Origin of the sequence: Acrocarpospora catenulata (assembly GCF_018476525.1) — a bacterium.
GTDB classification, from domain to species: domain Bacteria; phylum Actinomycetota; class Actinomycetes; order Streptosporangiales; family Streptosporangiaceae; genus Acrocarpospora; species Acrocarpospora catenulata.
In genome coordinates this window covers 177508-198959 of sequence record NZ_JAHCST010000007.1, presented here as the reverse complement: position 1 = coordinate 198959, position 21452 = coordinate 177508, and the positions used below count along the sequence as shown (strand labels likewise).

At 70.2% G+C, this 21452-nt stretch carries 19 protein-coding genes and 1 pseudogene; 14 read left to right on the top strand and 6 right to left on the bottom strand.

Annotated features, from left to right (window positions below):
• Positions 1-21: 21 nt before the first annotated feature.
• Positions 22-1788: a hypothetical protein gene (locus tag KIP79_RS09810; protein WP_214104387.1), complete on the top strand. Its 1767-nt coding sequence runs from the start codon at positions 22-24 to the stop codon at positions 1786-1788.
• A 4-nt stretch (positions 1789-1792) separates the two neighbouring features.
• On the top strand, positions 1793-2083 hold the full coding sequence (locus KIP79_RS09805; RefSeq protein ID WP_214104386.1) for a WXG100 family type VII secretion target: 291 nt from the start codon (positions 1793-1795) through the stop codon (positions 2081-2083).
• Between the two features lie 7 nt (positions 2084-2090).
• Here the strand turns inward: KIP79_RS09805 and KIP79_RS09800 are convergent, their stop codons facing one another.
• From KIP79_RS09800 to KIP79_RS09785, 4 genes and pseudogenes are all read right to left on the bottom strand, one after another.
• Entirely contained in the window at positions 2091-2576 is a 486-nt protein-coding gene (locus KIP79_RS09800) for a hypothetical protein (protein WP_214104385.1), read from the bottom strand.
• A gap of 107 nt (positions 2577-2683) precedes the next feature.
• On the bottom strand, positions 2684-3457 hold the full coding sequence (locus tag KIP79_RS09795) for a sporulation protein (protein WP_214104384.1): 774 nt from the start codon (positions 3455-3457) through the stop codon (positions 2684-2686).
• A gap of 38 nt (positions 3458-3495) precedes the next feature.
• Positions 3496-4725: pseudogene (locus KIP79_RS09790) on the bottom strand (SPFH domain-containing protein).
• A complete protein-coding gene (locus KIP79_RS09785) occupies positions 4722-6236 on the bottom strand; it encodes an SPFH domain-containing protein (RefSeq protein WP_214104383.1) in 1515 nt (504 codons plus the stop codon). Before KIP79_RS09785 ends, KIP79_RS09790 begins: the two are co-directional and overlap by 4 nt.
• A gap of 153 nt (positions 6237-6389) precedes the next feature.
• Between KIP79_RS09785 and uvrB the strand changes: the two genes are divergently transcribed.
• Positions 6390-8504 carry an excinuclease ABC subunit UvrB gene (gene uvrB, locus KIP79_RS09780; protein WP_214104382.1) on the top strand — a complete coding sequence of 705 codons (2115 nt, stop codon included), beginning with the start codon at positions 6390-6392 and terminating at the stop codon, positions 8502-8504.
• Positions 8505-8545: 41 nt separating this feature from the next.
• Here uvrB and KIP79_RS09775 read toward each other — a convergent pair whose 3' ends face one another.
• Together KIP79_RS09775 and KIP79_RS09770 are read right to left on the bottom strand one after the other, a co-directional pair.
• Positions 8546-9163: a DUF4126 domain-containing protein gene (locus KIP79_RS09775; RefSeq protein ID WP_214104381.1), complete on the bottom strand. Its 618-nt coding sequence runs from the start codon at positions 9161-9163 to the stop codon at positions 8546-8548.
• Complete coding sequence (locus KIP79_RS09770; RefSeq protein ID WP_214104380.1) at positions 9148-9870, bottom strand: acyltransferase; 723 nt, start codon at positions 9868-9870, stop codon at positions 9148-9150. Before KIP79_RS09770 ends, KIP79_RS09775 begins: the two co-directional genes overlap by 16 nt.
• 156 nt (positions 9871-10026) lie before the next feature.
• Here KIP79_RS09770 and pyrG point away from each other — a divergent pair, with 156 nt between their 5' ends.
• The 11 genes from pyrG (at position 10027) to der (ending at position 21414) form a co-directional block, all read left to right on the top strand.
• Positions 10027-11694, top strand: a complete 1668-nt coding sequence (gene pyrG, locus KIP79_RS09765; protein WP_250212948.1) for a CTP synthase — start codon at positions 10027-10029, stop codon at positions 11692-11694.
• Positions 11691-12299 (top strand): NUDIX domain-containing protein, encoded by a 609-nt coding sequence (locus KIP79_RS09760; protein WP_308169640.1) that lies wholly within the window; start codon positions 11691-11693, stop codon positions 12297-12299. Before pyrG ends, KIP79_RS09760 begins: the two co-directional genes overlap by 4 nt.
• A gap of 33 nt (positions 12300-12332) precedes the next feature.
• Complete coding sequence (locus KIP79_RS09755) at positions 12333-13241, top strand: site-specific tyrosine recombinase XerD (RefSeq protein ID WP_308169639.1); 909 nt, start codon at positions 12333-12335, stop codon at positions 13239-13241.
• A gap of 157 nt (positions 13242-13398) precedes the next feature.
• Positions 13399-14241, top strand: a complete 843-nt coding sequence (locus KIP79_RS09750) for a ParA family protein (RefSeq protein ID WP_308169649.1) — start codon at positions 13399-13401, stop codon at positions 14239-14241.
• 27 nt (positions 14242-14268) lie between these two features.
• A complete protein-coding gene (locus KIP79_RS09745; protein ID WP_214104378.1) occupies positions 14269-15153 on the top strand; it encodes a segregation and condensation protein A in 885 nt (294 codons plus the stop codon).
• Entirely contained in the window at positions 15146-15775 is a 630-nt protein-coding gene (gene scpB / locus KIP79_RS09740) for an SMC-Scp complex subunit ScpB (RefSeq protein WP_214104377.1), read from the top strand. Before KIP79_RS09745 ends, scpB begins: the two co-directional genes overlap by 8 nt.
• Entirely contained in the window at positions 15772-17637 is a 1866-nt protein-coding gene (locus tag KIP79_RS49310; protein WP_214104376.1) for a pseudouridine synthase, read from the top strand. The genes scpB and KIP79_RS49310 overlap by 4 nt, the downstream gene beginning before the upstream one ends.
• A 34-nt stretch (positions 17638-17671) precedes the next feature.
• Positions 17672-18031, top strand: coding sequence for a chorismate mutase (gene aroH / locus KIP79_RS09730; protein ID WP_214104375.1), 360 nt, complete (start codon positions 17672-17674; stop codon positions 18029-18031).
• A 120-nt stretch (positions 18032-18151) separates the two neighbouring features.
• Positions 18152-19246, top strand: coding sequence for a prephenate dehydrogenase (locus KIP79_RS09725; protein ID WP_214104374.1), 1095 nt, complete (start codon positions 18152-18154; stop codon positions 19244-19246).
• A gap of 91 nt (positions 19247-19337) precedes the next feature.
• Complete coding sequence (gene cmk / locus KIP79_RS09720) at positions 19338-19973, top strand: (d)CMP kinase (RefSeq protein WP_214104455.1); 636 nt, start codon at positions 19338-19340, stop codon at positions 19971-19973.
• Between the two features lie 31 nt (positions 19974-20004).
• Positions 20005-21414 carry a ribosome biogenesis GTPase Der gene (gene der, locus KIP79_RS09715; RefSeq protein WP_214104373.1) on the top strand — a complete coding sequence of 470 codons (1410 nt, stop codon included), beginning with the start codon at positions 20005-20007 and terminating at the stop codon, positions 21412-21414.
• The last annotated feature ends 38 nt before the right edge of the window (positions 21415-21452 follow it).

Genomic DNA, 21452 nt, shown 5'->3' with positions numbered 1-21452 from the left:
CTCAGGTGCGGGAGGGCACTGTTGGGCGAGTTCATGGGGATGGACCCCGCGGGGGTGCAAGCCCTGATCCGGAACATGGAGTCCGGCAAGAGCGTGCTCGCGGGCATCCGCCCGGGCCTGGAGGACGCCATCCGCGAGGCGGGCCCGGACTGGGCGGGAACGGGCGGGGTGACGGCGATGTACCGCGCCTGGGCCTTCTTCCACGAGTCGCAGGCGGATCTGCGGTGGCGGCTGGACCTCCTGAGCCAGGTCCTGCCACCGGGCTCGCCCGCGTTGACCACCGTGCGCGTGCCCTTCACCAGCCAGTCGCAGGCCGCCGCCGAGGGTGCGGCGGTCGGGACGGCGCTGGCGAAGGCGCTGGACGCCCATCTGGCCGAGGGAACGCACCAGTCCTGGGCGGCGGTGGAGGAGGCCCTGGCCGGGGCCGGGCCGGCGTCGGCCGACCCGGCGTACGCGTGGGCCCTGCTGGCGAAGCTGGGCGGGCCCGAGCGGTTACGGACGATCTTCGGGCAGTGGATGGTCATGCACAACGGCGGCCCGCGCCGTGGCCTGGACCGCGAGATGCTGGGCAAGGCGCAGCCGTCCCTGGGGGCGCTGGCACAGGCGTTCGCCGCCGCGGAGAGCTCGGGCAGGTTGCCCGAGGAGTGGCGTACGGATGTGCTGACCCGCGCCGACCCGGCGACCTTGTCGACGATGGTGGCCCTCTCCCGCCCGTCCGGGGCGCTCCTCAACGAGGTGGCGCTCCGCCAGTTCACCGCGCCGACCGCCGGGTTCAATCCCACCTCGCCTGACCCCGACTGGAACACCGTCAATGTGCTCGGTGCCTACGTCGGCGATCCGGCGGCCCTCCAGCGACTGCTGGCCGAGCACCGGGACCTGGCCGGGAAACTGCTCCACCCGAATTTGGCCAAGGGCACCGGAACCCCGCACTTCGACGAGTTGCTCGCCGATGTGCTGGGCCGCGCCCTGGATCCGCACATGGGCTCGGCCCTGACCAGGGAAAGAGCCTGGACCAACCTGATCGACGGAGTGGGGTACGACGGAACCGAAAAGTTGTCCGGCCACTACGCGACATTCGAGAACTCGGCCGTCAACCAGGCGCTGGCCAGGAATCTGACGCCGTACCTGGGCCAACTGGCACTGGGCCAGGTCTACGCCGACTCTCCGGAGCTGGGTCTTGTTCCCGCCGGCCCCTGGAAGGGCCTGCACGAGGATGTGGCCGCCCGTTTCGTCGGCGCACTGATGCAGGATCCCGCCACGGCCAAATCCCTTACAGCGGACTTCCAGGCCTACGTCCGCGGGCTGGACGTTGGCCAGGCTCATCCGTTCAGCGCGGACCCGGACGAGCGCGCCGAGTTCACCCGGCTCAGCGCCCAGGCGGGCGGCCTGGCGAATCTGCTGCTGGGCGGCTCCACCTATGCCGAGTTCAATGACGATGAGTTCATCGACATGGTGGCGGACGTCGCGCTGCTACCGGTGAACTACACCATCGCCAGGCTCGCGAAGGATGCCAAACCGTTTGCCAGCACCATGATCGATTATCGCACCGGCCCCTTCAAGGACGAGTTGGCGGACGTACTCAAAGATCACCTTGACGAGAGGACCCCGGAGACGGCCCGGGTCGTGGCGGGCCGGATCATCGAGCTCCAGGTGGGCCAGGTACTGGAGGCACTGAAGAAACACGGGCATGAACCGCTCACTGCTGAAGATCAGGAACGACTTCGGCAGGAATTCAGAGGCCGTATGTACCCCGCACTTAGCAAGGCTCTCGAAAAGCGAGGGGGGTAGCAGAGTGGTCGAGAACCCGTATCGCGTTCTACACGAAGCGGTGGCGAAAGAGGCCTTGGCGACGGTTCTGGAGAGCCGCGCCGGAGATCTTGAGGCCGTCTTCCGAGGCGTTCCGCTGGCCCCGGGCGGCAGCGACGCCTACTGGACCGGAGCCGCCGCGGAAAGGTTCGCCAACGAGGCTCGTCCCCTGGCGCGCGACATCGTTGAACTCGCCGAAGCGTGCAGGTCCACGGCGCAAAACCTCCGGCGGAGCGCCGAGCGTATTCGTGCTACGGCGATGCTGCCCTCGCCGTGAGTGAGGTTCAGCCCTCTTCCGATTCGAAGCAGTCGGTCTTTCCGACGACCAGAATGTTCGGTTCCGTGGGCCGGGCTGCGACCATGAACGTGACCGCGGACTCCGGGTTGTGAACAACGATGACCGAAAGGTTGTTGTCCCAGAAATCGAGGCTGTCGACGAGTTTGTCGTATTTCATCAGGCCTAGATAGCCGCTCGCCACCAAGGACGCCGTGCCAGGCGTTCGCGTGCCGTCGGGAAGGAAGTTTCCCTGAGCGCGGAAGAACCGCTGTCTGGACCCTGGAATGCAGCCCGTGTCTGAGTCCTTCTCCGCTTTCTCGGTTATCTGGAATCGGCCTACCTGGGAGAACGTATGGGAGGCCAGCAGCTTCTCGCCGTCGCGTACCAGGTTTTGCGTGGCCTCCGCGAATGTCGGCGGTGGCGGTTCGGACGAGCACCCGGCCAGGGCGGCTAAACAGATTCCTGCGGCGGCGATCCGGGAGGCAAGCTGCACAATCCGGAGGGTACCCGAGTTGTCCCATTGACTTGATGAGTTTCCCGTACCGGATATGGGTAACGGCTCCCGCGGGCGATCACGCGAGAGCCGTACGGGGGAAGGCGTCAGAACCAGCCGCGGCGTTGGGCCATTGCGTGGAGGCCTGCGTTCAGGGCCTGTTCGGCGGTGGCGGGGTTGCCGTTGAGGGGGATGGTGAAGCGGTTGTAGACGTCGTGGCCGGAGGTGAGGAAGCCGCCTCGTTTGTCGGCTTCGAGGATGACGTCCATAGAGTGCGGGCCGGTGATGAAGGTGAGTTCCAGCGCCTGGAAGTGGCGGTTCCACGGCGGGCCCGCGTAGTACTCGATCTCCTGGTAGAAGGGCATGCGGGAGCCCTGCAGGGTGCCCCGCTCCAGGTCGGCCTTGCTGAAACGGAAGCCCATCCGGTCCAGCGCGGTGATCAGGTGCTCCTGGATGGGGAGCGGGTTGACGAAGAGCGGGTCGAGGTCGCCCTTGTCCAGGGCCCCGGCGAGGGAGAGTTCGGTGGCCACACCGAGGGTCATGCCGCGCAGGGGGTGCCCGCCGATGGCGCTGATCGGGGTCTCCCAGGGCACGGGGATCTGGAACGGCTGGGCGTGCGCAGCGTTCGGCTGGAGGTGGAAGGGACCGGCGACCTGCTGGCGAAGGAAGCTGAAGGTCTGCCGGTACTCGTTGTCGCCGCTCTCCACCTCCACGACCGCGGTGAAGTCGACGAAGATGCCCTCGACCCGGTAGTCGCTGCCGCCGCCGCGGAAGTTGACGGTGCCGGCCAGCGTCTCGCCGGGCCGGACGGAGGTGGTGTGCAGGACGGTGTCGACTTCGACGCCGGCGCCGAAGGCGGCCATCAGCTTGCGGAAGACCATCTTTTTTCAGGCTCCTTGGAGGGGGTGGTCAGTTGTTCTCAACGGGAGGCCGGGTCTGCGGGGTTCCCCAGACCGAGCTTGGGCAGGAGTTGGGCGAGCAGCAGCGCCCCGGTCGGGTCCGCGGTGCCGGAGGTGCGGATGACCAGTGGGGTGGGGGCGTGCTCGGCCAGTTTGGCGCCGACGTCGAGCCGGCGCCGGGCGAGTTCGTACTCCAGGACGGCGCGGTTGTCGCGGTAGGCGTCGGCGAGGCGGCGCAGCGCGGTGGCCTCGTTCTCGGCGGCGGTGAGTTCGGCCCGCCCGCGCGCCTCGATCTCCCAGCGCACCCGCTGGGCCTCGGTCTCCTGCTCCTCCAGCATGCGGGCGACGTCCTTGCGCGCGGTGTTCTGCGCGGCCTTGACCTCGACGAGGCGGGCGTCGCGGGTCTTCTTGGCCCGCTCGATCTCCATGAGCAGGGTGTCGATGCGGCGCTTGCGGGTGAGCTCCCACTCCCGCTCGTACGCGCTGAGCTCCTTGGCGATCTTCTCCCGGGTGGCCAGGTGCTGCTGGTAGGCGTCGGGAAGCTGCACGTCGGGGATGTTCGCCCCGGTCACCCGCACGCCGTACCTGCCGAGCTGGCGGTTGAGGGCCTCCTGCATGTCGCCGACGTCGGAGCCGCGCAGGTCGTAGGCGCGCTCGGTGGTGACCCGGCGGCTGCGCTGCCGGATGGCGTCCTGGACGGCGCTGCTCAGCACCAGGTCGAAGTTGCCGGCGCCGATGGTGCGGACGAACGCGATCGGGTCGATGATCTTGAATTTCAAAAAGAATTCAATGGACTTCAGCGGCACGTTCTCGGCCGTGGGGCAGGCCGAGATGGGGGCCGTGTACGGGATCTCGGTGGAGGTGTCCACGACGGCGTCCACCCGGTCCCACGGGAGCTACAGGTAGTGCCGGCCGGGGCTGAGGGTGCCGGTGATCGCGCCCCACCGGCTGCGCACCCCGGTGGTGCCCTCCTCGATCTCGATGATGGCCCGGCGCCAGAGCCAGATCGCCGCGATCACCAGCACCAGCACGGCCGCGCCCCCGGCCAGGGGGCGGAGCCAGCCGGGGCCGAGCGTGGCCGTGCCGGCCAGGTAGAGGGCCAGCAGCAGTAAGGAGACCCAGGCGTAGCCGCGCCGGTCCTTGGGGATGACAACGGGGACCAGCTGGCCGCGCTCGCCGCCGCGGAGCAGCTGGCGGATGTCGGACCAGGGCGCCAGCGACTCCCTGATCTTGGAGAATTCCCGGCTCATCGCTTCAGCCCCTCGATCTCGGCCTGCCGGCCGTCCACCCGGGCCTGGATCTCGTCGAGGCGGGCCCGGATGGCGTCCATGTCGGCCTGGGTGAACAGGATGGCCTCGCCGGTGCCGATCAGGTCACGGGCGAGGGTCAGGAAGTTGAGGGTCTCCTGGTCGCCCAGCTGCACCACCTGGGGCAGCCGGTCGGCCACCGACTCCAGCTTGTCCAGCACGTCCTGCTGGTAGCGGTAGTTGAGGATCTCCGGCGCCCGGGCGCTGCTCAGTGCCCGGATGTCCAGCGCCTGGGCCTCCAGCAGCGCGGAGTTGGCCTTGGCGGTGCTCTCCGCCTCGATCAGCCGCTGCTGGGCCTGGGCCTTGGCCCGGTGCGACTCGCGTTCCAGCGCGGTGTCCATCTGGGCCTGGTAGGTGGCGATCTCGGCCTGGATGGCGGAGAGCGTCTCCTGGAACCCCGCCAGTTCCCTGGTCAGGTCGCCCTCGTTCTGCTCTTTGCGGAGCTGGAGCTCGTACTCGTAGGTGTAGGCCTCCTTGGCCACCCGGACCATCTCGGGGGCGGCCAGGTCCATGCGGTACTCCTGGCTGGACGGCTCGGCGTGGGTGATGTTGACGTCGGTCATCCGTACGGCGGGCAGGAACTGCTGGTTGAGGTTGTCCAGGATGCCCTGGGTGGATTCGCCGACCAGGTCGTAGATGTCCTCGGCGCGCTGGGAGTAGATGAGGCTCCGGGTGACCTCGCTGATGGCGTTCTGGAGCTTGGACTGGAAGCCGCCGACCGAGCCGAGCACGAAGATGAACTCGGCGGGGTCCTCGATCCGGAACTGCAGGAACAGGTCCACGGAGGCCTTGACGCCCTGCTGGGTGGGGGCCTCCCTGATGGGGGCGTTGAAGGGGTACTCGCGGGTGGTGTTGACGATGTAGCTGACCCGCTTCCAGGGGCTGAACAGGGTGACCCGGCCGGGCTCGGCCACCTGGACCAGCTTGCCGAACTTGGTGATCAGCGCGCGGCAGCCCTCGGGCACCATGACCACGCTCCGCCGCCACCACAGGAACGCCGCGGCCAGCGCCAGGGTGATCCAGTAGTGCGGGCCGAACAGGGCGTCCAGCTCGATCAGGCCGGTGACGCCGAGGCCGATGGCGCCGAGCAGGGCCAGGCCCAGCAGCGGGAAGACCACCTTGGCGGTGCCGCCCTTGGGGATGACCACGGGGGAGATGACGTGCACGGGTAAGCCGTCGGGGCCCTGGCCCTGGAAGCTGCGGTTGACGATCTCTCCGGCCTCGGCCAGCGAGGCGCTCCGGGCGTCGATCAGGGTGCCGGTGGAGGCGGTCTGCTCGCGGGCGTCCTGGAAGTCACCCGGGTCGAGCCGGAACGCGGCCGTCTCGCCGCCCGCCACGCCGCCGAACGCGTCGCCCACCGCGGTCAGCACGGCCTGCCGGGGATCACCGCCCTGGGCCACCGTCTGGGCGACGGCGCGCACACGCTGGGCGGCGCCTTGATATGGAGTCGACATCACGCTCCTCAGTCATCATCCGCTGGCGTCCGAATCCGATGCATCCGAAATCCGGTGAGAACGGACGTTAGCGGTACGGACTTGATGATCGCTTGCAGTGCGCGGAGAACCGGGGCACGGAATTGTCGGACCCGGCGCGTAAGTTAGGGAAGCGTGAGGCCGGTTACAGATTTGCAGCGCAGGGTGGCGCCTTTCGAGGTGATCACGGAGATGACGCCGTCCGGGGACCAGCCCACCGCGATCGCGGAGCTGGAGCGCCGGGTCAAGGCGGAGATGAAGGACAACGTCCTGCTCGGCGCCACCGGCACCGGCAAGACGGCCACGGTCGCCTGGCTGATCGAGCGGTTGCAGCGGCCGGCGCTGGTCATGCAGCCCAACAAGACGCTGGCCGCCCAGTTCGCCAACGAGCTGCGCCAGATGCTGCCCAACAACGCGGTGGAGTACTTCGTCTCCTACTACGACTACTACCAGCCGGAGGCGTACGTTCCGCAGAGCGACACCTACATCGAGAAGGACTCCTCGATCAACGAGGAGGTCGAGCGGCTGCGCCACTCGGCCACCAACTCGCTGCTCACCCGGCGCGACACGGTCGTGGTGGCCTCGGTCTCCTGCATCTACGGCCTGGGCACCCCGCAGGAATACGTGGATCGCATGCTCCGCCTCAAGGTCGGCCAGGAGCTGGAGCGCGACCGGCTGCTCCGCCGCCTGGTCGACATGCAGTACGCGCGTAACGACCTGGCCTTCACCCGGGGCACCTTCCGGGTCCGCGGCGACACCATCGAGATCATCCCGATGTACGAGGAGCTCGCCGTCCGGATCGAGATGTTCGGCGACGAGATCGAGAAGCTGGCCACGCTGCACCCGCTGACCGGCGAGGTGGTCACCGAGGACACCGAGCTCTACATCTTCCCCGCCTCCCACTACGTGGCAGGACCGGAGCGCATGGAGCGGGCGATCAACGGCATCGAGGCGGAGCTGGCCGAGCGCCTGGCGGTCCTGGAGGGGCAGGGCAAGCTGCTGGAGGCGCAGCGGCTGCGCATGCGCACCACCTACGACGTGGAGATGATGCGGCAGGTCGGCACCTGCGCGGGCATCGAGAACTACTCGCTGCACATCGACGGCCGGGAGCGCGGTTCGGCGCCGAACACGCTGCTGGACTACTTCCCTGAGGACTTCCTGCTGGTGCTGGACGAGTCCCACCAGACCGTGCCGCAGATCGGCGCCATGTACGAGGGGGACGCCTCGCGTAAGCGCACCCTGGTGGAACACGGGTTCCGGCTGCCGTCGGCGCTGGACAACCGCCCGCTGAAGTGGGAGGAGTTCCTGGAGCGCATCGGGCAGACCGTCTACCTGTCGGCCACGCCGGGGCCGTTCGAGCTGGGCCGCGCCCAGGGCGAGGTGGTCGAGCAGGTCATCCGGCCGACCGGTCTGGTCGACCCGGAGATCGTGATCAAGCCCACCAAGGGCCAGATCGACGACCTGATGGAGGAGATCAGGGCCCGCGCCACTCGGGACGAGCGGGTGCTGGTCACCACGCTCACCAAGAAGATGGCCGAGGACCTCACCGACTACCTGCTGGAGAACGGCATCCGGGTGCGCTACCTGCACAGCGAGGTGGACACGCTCCGCCGCATCGAGCTGCTGCGGGAGCTGCGCAGCGGCGAGTTCGACGTGCTGGTCGGCATCAACCTGCTCAGGGAGGGCCTGGACCTGCCGGAGGTCTCCCTGGTGGCGATTCTGGACGCCGACAAGGAGGGCTTCCTGCGCTCGGGCACCTCGCTCATCCAGACGATCGGCCGCGCCGCCCGTAACGTCTCCGGCCAGGTGCACATGTACGCCGACCGGGTGACCCCCAGCATGGAGGCGGCGATCGACGAGACCAACCGCCGCCGGGCCAAGCAGGTCGCCTACAACCAGGCCAACGGCATCGACCCGCAGCCGCTGCGCAAGCGCATCGCCGACATCCTCGACTCGCTCAACCGGGAGGACGCCGACACCGCCGAGCTGCTCGGCGGCGGCGGGCGGCAGCAGTCCCGGGGCAAGGCGCCGGTGCCGGGGCTGTCCTCCCGTCCGGCGGCCGGTCAGCACGCCAAGGCGATCGTCGGGGAGATGCCGCGCGCCCAGCTGGAGTCGCTGGTCGAGTCACTCACCGAGCAGATGCACGCCGCCGCCGCCGACCTCCAGTTCGAGGTGGCCGCCCGCCTCCGCGACGAGATCAAGGAACTCAAGCGCGAGGTCCGCGACATGCGAACAGCGGGGGTGAAGTAGCACGGCGGGGTGAAATAGCGAGCGTCAGGCTTGAGCGAGCGTCAGGCCGGTCCGGCGGTTCCTCGCTGGGCCAGGCGTGCCCGGCGGTTGGCGCGGTAGCGGCGGATCCTCCGGACGGCCAGCCAGCCCACCAGGGCGAAGACCACCAGGGCCAGCACCACCAGGACCGGGAGGAAGACGGCCACCAGGCTGAGGGTCAGCGCGCTGGCGTCCTCGGCCGTGCTGACCACCGGGGCGCCCAGGCCGGCCGTGCCGGCGTTCACCACCGGGCGGGCGGTGGACTTGACCACGTGCACGATCAGGGCGGTCAGGATGCCGAGCACCCAGGCGACCCCCGGATGTTCGGCCATCCAGGTGGAGTTGTCCAGCTCGGCGGCGGCCGTGGTGGCGCTGAAGACCACGCCGCCGGAGGCGGGCCGTACCGCGGTCTGGATGATGTCGTTGACGTGGTCCACCACCGGGACCTTGTCCAGCACCAGCTCGGCCAGGAGCAGCACTCCGATGATCGCCAGCACCCAGCCGCTGGACAGCCAGGCGTACTCCGCCGGCAGCCGCACCCGGTCGGTGACGTTGGCCAGCACCCCGACCACCAGCAGCGGGATGTAGGCGTTCAGCCCGGCCGCCGTGGACAGCCCCAGCCCCGTCAGCGTCGCGAACAATCAGCCTCCCGTGGTTCGCCCGTCGCACCGTCCAACGGACGAGCCCGCCCCGGGGTTACCGGCACCAGCACGGTTTCCTTGCGCTCCGGCGCGTGCCAGCCCCGCTCCGGTGTGAAGGTGCGCACGATCCGCCCGGGCACCCCCGCGATCACGCAGTGGTCGGGGAACTCCCCGCGTACCACGGCGCCCCCGGCCACCACCGACTGCCGTCCGATCCGGGTTCCGGGCAGGATGATCGCCCCCGCTCCCAGCCAGCACCCGTCCCCGATCTCGACCGGGTTGTTCCGCGGCCACTGGCGCCCGATCGGCAGCTCGGGGTCGTCGTAGACGTGGTTCTGATCGGTGATGTACACGTACGGCCCGGTGAACACGTCCGATCCGATCACGATCGACTGGTGTCCCACGATGTGCGACCCCCGCCCGATCGAGCAGCCGCGCCCGATCCGCACGATCGTCTCCGGCCCGAGGTCCACCCCCGGCCCCATGCCCGCCGAGATCGAGACCCGTTCGCCGACCAGGGTGTACGGCCCGATCTCGATCCACTCCTCGCCGAAGATGGCCCCCACCGGGAAGGACAGGCAGGCGCCCTCGCCCAGGTTCCGGAACCGGTAGCCCGCGGGGTTGTGCGGGCTGACCGCCCCCAGTTCTTTCAGGTAGGCCCAGCCGCGGTGGATCAGCCGCCCGGCGGCCCGCCTCAGAATCGACATATCCGGACAAGTTACCCGCCCGTCCGACCGCAGGCTATGGCGGGTTCGTGCACGTGGTGACCCGTTCAAGGGAAGCCTTTGATATTCTGAGAGCCCGTGGGCATGCCCGCCGTCTCTACCGACGCGTCGGCTTTACTTCGGACCACGGGAGACTCCTTGCGCAACGCCGTTCATACCAAGCATCTGTTCGTCACCGGCGGCGTCGCCTCAAGCCTCGGCAAGGGGCTCACCGCCTCCAGCCTGGGGCGGCTGCTGAAACTCCGCGGACTACGGGTCACCATGCAGAAACTCGACCCGTACCTGAACGTGGACCCCGGGACGATGAACCCGTTCCAGCACGGTGAGGTGTTCGTCACCGACGACGGGGCGGAGACCGACCTGGACGTCGGCCACTACGAGCGGTTCCTGGACACCGAGCTGCACGGCTCGGCCAACGTGACCACCGGCCAGATCTACTCCAACGTGATCGCCAAGGAGCGGCGCGGGGAGTACCTGGGCGACACGGTCCAGGTCATCCCGCACATCACCAACGAGATCAAGGAGCGCATCCGGGGCATGGCCGGCCCCGAGGTGGATGTGGTGATCACCGAGGTGGGCGGCACCGTGGGCGACATCGAGTCGCTGCCCTTCCTGGAGGCGGTCCGGCAGGTGCGGCACGAGGTGGGCCGCGACAACGTGTTCTTCCTGCACGTGTCCCTGCTGCCGTACATCGGGCCCAGCGGCGAGCTGAAGACCAAGCCGACCCAGCACTCGGTGGCCGCGCTGCGCAGCATCGGCATCCAGCCGGACGCGATCGTCTGCCGCTCCGACCGGCCGATCACCGGCTCGCTCAAGCGCAAGATCAGCCTGATGTGCGACGTGGACGAGGACGCGGTGGTCTCCGCGATCGACGCCCCCTCCATCTACGACATCCCCAAGGTCCTGCACCGCGAGGGCCTGGACGCGTACGTGGTGCGCCGCCTCGGCCTGCCCTTCCGCGACGTGGAGTGGCAGGAGTGGGACCAGCTGCTGCTGCGGGTGCACGAGCCCGCCAAGGAGGTCACCGTCGCCCTGGTGGGCAAGTACGTGGACCTGCCCGACGCGTACCTGTCGGTCACCGAGGCGCTGCGCGCGGGCGGGTTCGCCAACGACGCGCGGGTCAACATCCGCTGGGTGACCAGCGACGACTGCGCCACCCCCGAGGGCGCCGCCCGCGAGCTGGACGGCGTGGACGGGGTGCTCATCCCCGGCGGCTTCGGGGTGCGCGGCATCGAGGGCAAGATCGGGGCGATCCGGCACGCCAGGGAGCAGAAGGTTCCGCTGCTGGGCATCTGCCTCGGCATGCAGGGCATGGTCATCGAGGCCGCCCGGAACCTGGCGGGTCTGGACGGCGCCAACAGCGCCGAGTTCGACTCCGACGCCAAGCACCCGGTCATCTCCACCATGGCCGACCAGCAGGACGTGGTGAACGGCGACCGCGACATGGGCGGCACCATGCGGCTGGGCCTGTACACCGCCAAACTCACCGACGGCAGCCTGGCCCGCAGGCTGTACGGCAAGCCCAGGGCCGAGGAGCGCCACCGCCACCGGTACGAGGTGAACAACGCCTACCGGGAGCGGCTGGAGCGGGTCGGCGTGGTCTTCTCCGGCCTCTCCCCGGACGGCCGCCTGGTGGAGTACACCGAGCTCGCCGTGGACGCCCACCCGTTCTTCGTCGGCACCCAGGCCCACCCCGAGTTCCGCTCCCGCCCGACCAGGGCGCACCCGCTCTTCAAGGGCCTCATCGCGGCCGCCCTGGATTTCGCCGAGGCCCGCGCCGACGCCAAGGCGGTGAAGTCCTCGTGACCATCCAGGACCTGCACGACGCCTGGGACGTGACCGCCTCCAGGGAGCGCTTCTCGGCCCGGGTCATCTCCGTGGTCACCGACACCGTCCGGATGAAGGACGGCGAGCTGGCCGACCGCGACTACGTCGCCCACCCCGGCTCGGTGGCCGTGGTGGCGATCCGCGACGGCCGGGTGCTGATGATCCGCCAGTACCGCCACCCGGTGCGCCGCCAGCTCTGGGAGCTGCCGGCCGGGCTGCGGGACGTGCCGGGGGAGCCGCTGGCCGAGTGCGCGGCCCGGGAACTGGCCGAGGAGGCCGGGTGCCGGGCGGCCACCTGGCACACGCTGCTTGACCTGTACACCTCGCCCGGGATGAGCGAGGAGCGCATCCGGATCTTCCTGGCCCGGGACGTGACCGAGATCCCGCCGGAGGAGAACCACTACGTGCACCGGTTCGAGGAGATCGACATGCCGGTGGAGTGGGTTCCCCTGGACCAGGCGGTCCAAGGCGCGCTGGCGGGAATGATCCACAATTCCCCCGCCATCGCCGGTATTCTCGCCGCGTACGCCGCCTCCGCCAACGGCTACACGGGCCTTCGGCCCGCTGACGCGCCGGAGGCCTGACCGGAGGGAGGGACGCTGAACGAGCCCGAGGCCGTGCTGTCCAGCTACCTCTCCCATCTGGCGGTGGAGCGGGGGCTGTCCGCGAACACGCTCGCGTCCTACCGCCGTGACCTGCGGCGTTACGTCGACCATCTGGCGGCGCGCGGGCTGGCCTCGATCGCCCAGGTGGCCGAGTCCGACGTGGTGGCCTTCCTGACCTCGCTCAGGGAGGGCGACGAGGAGCATCCCGCGCTGGTCGCCAGCTCGGCCGCGCGGGCCGTCTCCGCCGTCCGCGGCCTGCACCGTTTCGCGCTGCGCGAGGGGGTGGCGGGCCACGACCCGGCCCACGAGGTACGGCCCCCGCGCCAGCTCAGGCGGCTGCCCAAGGCGATCACCGTGGAGCAGGTGGAGCGCCTGATCGCCGCCTCCGGGCCCGGCGACGCGCCGCTGACCCTGCGCAACCGGGCCCTGCTCGAGGTCCTGTACGGCACCGGCGCGCGCATCTCCGAAGCCGTCGGCCTGGCCGTGGACGACGTGACCGGCGGCGGCCCCGCCGACGAGCTGCGGCTGCGCGGCAAGGGGGGCAGGACCAGGATCGTGCCACTGGGCCGGTTCGCCCGGTCGGCGCTGGACGCCTACCTGGTCCGGGCCCGGCCGTTCCTGGCCGTCCACGGCCGGGGCACGCACGCGCTGTTCCTCAACGCCCGGGGCGGCCGGCTGACCCGGCAGGGGGCCTGGGAGGTGCTCCAGTCGGCGGCCGAACGGGCGGGTCTGTCAGGGGTGTCCCCGCACATGTTGCGCCATTCGTTCGCAACCCACCTACTGGATGGCGGCGCGGACGTTAGGGTTGTGCAGGAACTACTGGGCCATGCCTCGGTGACCACCACCCAGGTGTACACCTTGGTCACGGTCGACCGGCTACGTGAGGTCTACGCGGCCGCTCACCCCCGGGCCCAGCGATAAGATCAACCTGCTTGTCCTTATTCTGCCCGCCCGTGGCGCGTCGCCTTGCCGCATACGTGTCCACCCTCTAAATTCAGTGCGGTTCGGGACCGTCAGGGAGGTTCTTCAATTGACTGCGACCACAGACGCGACGTGGACCGCGGGGACCTCCGGCTCGCTGGGCCCCACTGGCCGTCCCCGTCCGGTCTTTCCCGACCCGATCCCGCCGGAGGAGCACGGCCCGGCCCGGATCGTCGCCATGGTCAACCAGAAGGGCGGCGTCGGCAAGACGACCACCACCATCAACCTGGGCGCCGCGCTGGCCGAGGTGGGCCAGCGGGTGCTGCTGGTGGACTTCGACCCGCAGGGCGCGCTCTCGGTCGGCCTGGGCATCGACCCCCGCCCGCTGGAGAGCACCATCTACGACCTGTTGATGGAGGAGCCGGACATCACCACCGAGGACGTGCTCCTCGGCACCAGCGTCGAGGGCATGGACCTGCTGCCCAGCAACATCTTCCTCTCCGGCGCGGAGATCCGGCTGGTCAACGAGGTGGCCAGGGAGTACGCGCTGCAGCGCGCCCTGGAGCCGCTGCTGCCGTACTACGACATCTGCCTGATCGACTGCCAGCCGTCCCTGGGCCTGCTCACCGTGAACGCGCTCACCTGCGCGCACAGTGTGATGATCCCGCTGGAGTGCGAGTTCTTCGCGTTACGCGGGGTGGCCCTGCTGATGGAGTCGATCGGCAAGGTCCAGGAGCGGCTGAACAAGAACCTCGAGATCGACGGCCTGCTGGCCACCATGTACGACCCCCGCACCCTGCACGCCCGTGAGGTCCTGCAAACGATCATGCAGGGCTTCGGCGACAAGGTCTTCCACACCGTCATCAACCGCACGGTGCGTTTCCCCGACGCCACCCTCGCCGGGGAGCCCATCACCCAGTTCGACCCCAGCTCGATGGGCGCCACCGCCTACCGCGAACTCGCCAGGGAACTGCTGGCCCGCTGGCCCGCGCGCGTCTGAGTGTGTGGGCTGCGCCACAATGGGTGAGTGAGCGAACCGGAGACGAGCGAGGGCTTCCATGTGCACCTGGAGGTCTTCGAGGGTCCGTTCGATCTGTTGCTCGGGCTGATCGCCAAGCACAAGCTGGACATCACCGAGGTCTCCCTGCACAAGGTGACCGACGAGTTCATCTCCTACATCCGGTCCAGGGGGCCGGAGTGGGATCTTGATCAGACCAGCCATTTCCTGCTGGTCGCGGCCACGCTGCTCGATCTGAAGGCGGCCCGGCTGCTGCCCACCGGCGAGGTCGAGGACGAGGAAGATCTGGCCCTGCTGGAGGCGCGGGACCTGCTGTTCGCCCGGTTGCTGCAGTACCGGGCGTACAAGGAGGTGGCCAAGGTGTTCTCGGGGCGGATGGCCGAGGAGGCGCTGCGGTTTCCCCGGGTGGTGCCGATGGAGCCGGCCTTCGCCAACCTGCTGCCGGAGCTGGTGCTCGGCATCGGGCCCGAGCAGCTGGCGAAGATCGCGATGAAGGCGTTCACACCCAAGGCGCCGCCGTCGGTTTCGGTCACCCACATGTACCAACCGCTCGCCAGCGTGCGCGAACAGGCCGCTATCCTGGTGGAGCGGCTGCGGCGGGCCGGGCGGGCCACCTTCCGCTCGCTGACCGCCGACTGCGCGGGCACCTTCGAGGTGGTGGCGCGTTTCCTGGCCGCCCTGGAGCTCTTCCGGGAGGCCGCGGTCTCCTTCGAGCAGCTGGAACCGCTCGGGGATCTGTACGTGACCTGGACCGGCAGCAGCGACGGCGACGTCTCCGTGGGTGACGACTACGACGCGGGCGCCGCCAAGCCGGGGCAGGCGGAGCAAGAGCCTCAGACGGGGCAAACGGGGCAGTTGCCGGATGAGGCCAGTGAGGAGCCGGGCGATGGGTGATCAGCGGGGCGACATCGACGGCAGAAGCGCGCCGGAAAGCCTGCTGGACACCGAACCGGACGCAGAAGTGCGCTCGGCGGAACCCGCCCTGCGGGCCGCGCTTGAGGCCATCCTGCTCGTCGTGGACGAGCCGGTGGCGGAAGTCTCGCTGGCGCAGGTGCTGGAGCGCCCGACCAGCGAGGTGGCGGCCACCCTGCGCGAGCTGGCCGCGGAATACACCTCCGCCGGGCGGGGTTTTGACCTCAGAGAGGTCGCCGGTGGCTGGCGGTTCTACACCCGCGCCGAGTGCGCCCCGGTGGTGGAGCGCTTCGTGCGGGACGGCCAGCAGGCCCGGCTGACCCAGGCCGCGCTGGAGACCCTCGCCGTGGTCGCCTACCGGCAGCCCGTCAGCCGGGCCCGGGTGGCGGCCATTCGCGGTGTCAACAGCGACGGCGTGATGCGCACGCTGGCCGCGCGCGGCCTTGTCGAGGAGGCCGGGACCGACCCGGAGAGCCAGGCCGTGCTCTACCGGACGACCAGCTACTTCCTTGAACGACTGGGGCTGCGGGACCTCGACGAGCTGCCCGCCCTGGCCCCCTTCCTTCCCGATGACGTGGAAACCCTAGAGGAGCAACCGAAGTGAACAAGCACAGCACCCCGTCCGGTGATGGACGCGGTCGAGGCCGCAGCGGCGGCGCCCCCCGAGGCGGCCGCGACGGCCGTCCCTCCTTCCGCGCCGACCGCGACGGCAACCGCGGCGGTAACAGCGGTGGCAACCGCGGTGGGTACGGCCGGCCCGCCCCCCGCGAGCGGAGCGATCGACGCGACGAGCGAGGCTCCGCCGACCGCCGCCCCTACGACGGCCCCCGCGAGCGCTCCTACGACGGCCCGCGTGACGACCGTGGCGCCTCCCGGGACTCCTACGGCCGCAGGGACGCCCGTGACGGCGGCCGGGGCGGTTACGGGCGCGACCGCTCCCGCGAGGACGTACGGGGCTCCTACGGCCGCTCCGAGTCACGCGGCTACAACCGGGGCGACTCTCAAGACCGTGGCTACAACCGGGGCGAGTCCCAGGACCGCGGTTACAACCGGTCCGACTCCCAGGACCGTGGCTACAACCGGTCCGACTCTCGGGACCGCGGCTACGGCCGTGGCGACGACAGCCGCGGTTCCCAGGGCCGGTTCACCCGCCCCGAGCGCGAGGAGCGCAGCCCGCACCGGAACGAGGGCCGGTACGAAGACCGCAACGAGCGGCGGTACGAGGGCCGCAGTGAGGGTCGCGGCGAGGGCCGTAACGAGGGCGGCGGGACGCGCGCCCGCTACGGCAGGCCGGAGGGCGGCCGCGGTGGCTACGGCGACAGCCGCTCCAACGACCGTTCCTACGACCGGGACGGCGGCTCGCGTGGCTACCGTGAGGGCAACCGCGAGGGCTCCCGTGACCGCGACTACGGCCGTCCCGGCCAGGACCGCCCCCGCCAGGACCGTCCCGGCCAGGACCGTCCCCGTCAGGACCGTCCCCGTCAGGACCGTCCCCGCTACGACCGCCCGGCGGGCGATGACCGTGGCGGCTTCCGGGGCGACCGGGGCGGCGCACGCCGCGACGTCCAGACCCTTGGCGGCGGTTCCCGGGGCCGTTTCGGACGTAACAGCTCCCGCAGCGATTTCCGTACCGCGCGCCCTGGCGGGACCGATGAAGCGTTCAAGTCCGCCCGCCAGCCGCGCCGCGACCCGGACTTCTACGACGCCGGCTACACCGACGAGCGTGACACCACCGAGGTCCCCGGTGGCGAGCGGCTGCAGAAGGTGCTCGCCCAGGCGGGCGTGGCCAGCCGCCGCGCCTGCGAGGACATGATCGGCGACGGCCGGGTCACCGTGGACGGCCAGGTGGTGCGCCGGTTCGGGGCCAGGGTGGACCCCGCCAAGCAGGTCATCCACGTGGACGGCAAGCGCATCCCGACCGCCCCCGACCTGGTCTACTACGCCCTGAACAAGCCGATCGGCGTGGTCAGCACCATGGAGGACCCGGAGGGCCGCCGCTGCCTGCGGGACTTCGTCCAGGAGCTGGCCCCGCGCCTGTTCCACGTCGGCCGCCTGGACACCGAGACCGAGGGTCTGCTGCTGCTCACCAACGACGGCGAGCTGGCGCACCGGCTGACCCACCCCAGCTACGGGGTGAAGAAGAAGTACTGGGCGAAGGTGCCGGGCCCGGTCTCCCGGGACCTGCACCGGGTGCTCCGCAAGGGCATCGAGCTGGAGGACGGCCTGGCCAAGGTGGACGAGTTCCACATCGTCCAGGAGCACGGCCAGCAGGCGCTGGTGGAGGTGGTCCTGCACGAGGGCCGCAAGCACATCGTGCGCCGGCTGCTTGAGGAGTCCGGGCACCGCGTGATCGATCTGGCCAGGATCGAGTTCGGCCCGGTGAAGCTGGGCCGGTTGAAGCCCGGTACGGTGCGGGCGCTGACTCTTCAGGAAGTGGGGGAGCTCTACGCGGCGGTAAAGCTGTAGCCTTTCCCGACGATATTCACTTAAAGGGGACAAAATGGTTCGGGCGATCCGTGGGGCCATCCAGGTGGACGGCAACGACCGTGACGCGATCATCTCTGGCACGACAGAACTCGTCAGCGAGGTAATGGAGCGCAACCGGCTCACCACCGACGAGATCATCAGCGTGATCTTCACGGCCACCCCCGACCTGACCGCCGAGTTTCCCGCCCTGGCCGCGCGCAAGCTCGGCTTCCACGACGTGCCGTTGCTGTGCGCCAGCGAGATCGACGTGCCGGGGGCGCTGCCGCGGGTGGTCCGGCTGATGGCCCACGTGGCCACCGACCGCCCGCGCCAGGAGATCCAGCACGTCTATCTCCGGGGCGCGGTGGCCCTTCGGGTGGACATCGCGCAATAACGAAGGAAAAAACAGTCAGCGAGTCAGTAATTCGCCCGCCCGGTATGTGACGGGGCCAAGGGCGCATAGTGGAAATCGCACCCGAACGAGCACGGTAAGAATCCCGAGGAACCCCGGACCATGACCCCGAACCAGGGCGGCATCACCAGCGTTGTCATCGTCGGAACCGGACTGATCGGCACCTCCGCCGCCCTGGCCCTGCGCCGCCGCGGGGTTCGGGTCTACCTCGTCGACCGTGATCCCGGCGCGCTCCGGCTGGCCAGGGAGCTCGGCGCGGGTGAGGAGTGGCACCCGGGGGACCGCGGGCCGGTGGACCTGGCCGTGATCGCGGTGCCCCCGCAGTTCGTCGCACACGAGCTGCTCGGCCTGCAGAAGAACGACGCGGCCCGCTGGTACACCGACGTGGCCAGCGTCAAGGCGCTGCCGCTGGCCCAGGCCGTGCAGCTCGGCTGCGACCTGACCACGTACGTGCCGGGGCACCCGCTGGCCGGGCGGGAGCGTTCGGGGCCGGGGGCGGCCAGGGCCGACCTGTTCCTGGGACGGCCGTGGGCGCTCTGCCCGGCCCCGGAGAGCGCGCCGGAGGCCGTACAGGCGGTGCTGGAGCTGGTGGCGCTCTGCGGGGCCAACGCGGTGACCGTGGACGCGGCCGAGCACGACGAGGCGGTGGCGGTGATCTCGCACGCGCCGCACGTGGCCTCGGCGGCGGTGGCGGCCCGGCTGGCGGAGGCGTCGGAGACGGCGCTGGGCCTGTCGGGGCAGGGGGTGCGGGACGTGACCCGGATCGCGGCCAGCGACCCGCGCCTGTGGACCGGCATCCTGTCCGGCAACGCGGGCCCGGTGGCGGCCATCCTGGAGGCGGTGGCGGACGATCTGGCCGAGGCGGCCCGCGCGCTGCGCGAGTTCGCCGCCGGAGGCGCCGCCATCGAGCCGGTGACCGAGCTGCTGCACCGGGGGGCCGCCGGGACCGGCCGCATTCCGGGCAAGCACGGCGGCCCGGCCCGTAGGTACGAGGTGGTGCAGGTGGTCATCGGGGACCGGCCGGGCGAGCTGGCCCGGCTCTTCCAGGTGGCCGAGCAGGTCGGGGTGAGCATCGAGGACGTGCGCCTGGAGCACGTGCCGGGACTGCCGCTTGGCGCCGTGGAGCTGTCGGTGCAGCCGACCGCGGCGGCGGTCTTCGCGGCGGCGCTGCGCGAGCACGGATGGCAGGTTCCCTAGCGTTTGCCGGTACCTTTGGGTGGCGGAAAACTCAAAGGGCAGCGGAAAACTCAAGGGCAAGGGAGCCGTGGTGTCGGGTCTGGTCGTCGCGATGGACGGGCCGTCGGGGTCGGGCAAGTCGAGCGCCTCGCGCGGCGTGGCCCGTGCCCTGGGGTTGCGGTACCTGGACACCGGGGCCATGTACCGGGCGGTCACCTGGTGGATGCTGACCCACGAGGTCGATCTGGCCGACCCCGCCGCCATCGCCGCCCGCGCGGGCGAGCCCCGGCTGGAGATGAGCACCGATCCCGACGCGCCGGGCGTGCGGCTGGACGGCGAGCCGGCGGACGGCCCGATCCGGTCGGCGGAGGTGACCCGGGCGGTGTCGGCGGTGAGCGCGGTGCCCGAGGTGCGGCAACGCCTGGTGGCCCTGCAGCGCGAGCTGATCGGCGCGGGTGGCATCGTGGTGGAGGGCCGGGACATCGGCACCGTGGTGGCCCCGGACGCGCCCGTCAAGGTCTATCTGACGGCCAGCGAGGAGGCCCGCGCGACGCGCCGCAACGCCGAGCTGACCGGCTCCACGGTGGCCGCCCAGCGGGTCGAGCTGGCCCGCAGGGACACGCTCGACTCGACCAGGAAGACCGACCCGCTGGCCATGGCGGCCGACGCGGTGGAGCTGGACACCACGCCGATGACCCTCGACGAGGTCATCGCGGAGGTGCTGAGACTTGTCAAGGAACGCGGCTGACTCCAGCCGCGGTGAAAGGGAACACGCGATCATGAGCGCGGGGGAGTACGACGACGACGGCTGGATCGAGGACGAGCTCGACGAACTGGAAGGCGAGCCCACCTCAGAACAGCAGGACTCTGGCCCGCTGCCGGTGGTGGCCGTGGTCGGCCGCCCGAACGTGGGCAAGTCCACTCTGGTCAACCGCATCATCGGCCGCCGGGAGGCGGTCGTGGAGGACGTGCCTGGCGTGACCAGGGACCGGGTGACCTACGAGGCCAACTGGCGGGGCCGCCGGTTCACCCTGGTGGACACCGGCGGCTGGGATCCGGATGCCACCGGCATGGCGCTGAAGATCGCCGAGCAGGCGCAGATCGCGGCCGAGCTGGCCGATGTGATCATGTTCGTGGTGGACGCCAGCGTCGGCATCACCGACTCCGACGAGGCGGTCGGGGCGGTGCTCCGCCGCTCCGGCAAGCCGGTGGTGCTGACCGCCAACAAGGTGGACAACCAGATGCAGGAGCTGGAGGCGGGCGAGCTCTGGTCGCTCGGCCTGGGCGAGCCGTACCCGGTCTCCGCGCTGCACGGCCGGGCCAGCGGCGACCTGCTCGACGTGGTGCTCGACGCGCTGCCCGCGACCCCGCCGCAGACGTTCGGCGAGCGGCGCGGCCCGCGCCGGGTGGCCCTGCTCGGCAAGCCGAACGTGGGCAAGTCCTCGCTGCTCAACCGGGTGGCCGGGGAGGAGCGGGTGCTGGTGGACCCGATGGCGGGCACCACCAGGGACCCGGTGGACGAGCTGGTCGAGCTGGGCGGCAAGACCTGGCGGTTCATCGACACGGCCGGCATCCGGCGGCGGGACCGGGAGCTGAAGGGCGCCGACTTCTACGCGGCCATGCGCACCCGGGCCGCGCTGGAGCGGGCCGAGGTGGCGATCGTGCTGATCGACGCCTCCGAGGTGCTGACCGAGCAGGACCTGCGCATTCTCTCGCTGGTCATCGAGTCAGGCCGGGCCATGGTGGTGGCCTTCAACAAGTGGGACCTGGTGGACGAGGACCGCCGGTACTACCTGGAGAAGGAGATCGAGCGGCAGCTGGTGCGCACGCCGTGGGCGCTCCGGGTGAACATCTCCGCCCGCACCGGGCGGCACGTGGAGAAGCTGGTCCCGGCGCTGGAGCTGGCCATCGAGTCGTGGGGCACCCGGGTGCCGACCGCGCGGCTCAACCAGTTCCTCACCGAGCTGGTGCAGGCCACCCCGCCGCCGGTTCGGGGCGGCAAGCAGCCCAAGATCCTGTTCGCCACCCAGGCGTCCGTGGAGCCGCCCAAGTTCGTGCTCTTCACCTCGGGCTTCCTGGAGGAGACCTACCGGCGGTTCATCGAGCGCCGGCTGCGGGAGGAGTTCGGGTTCGCCGGTTCGCCGATCGAGGTGAGCATGAAGATCCGGGAGAAGCGGAAGAAGAAGTAGGGTCTGCCCTACCTTTGGCTGGGCGGTGGACCGGCTCG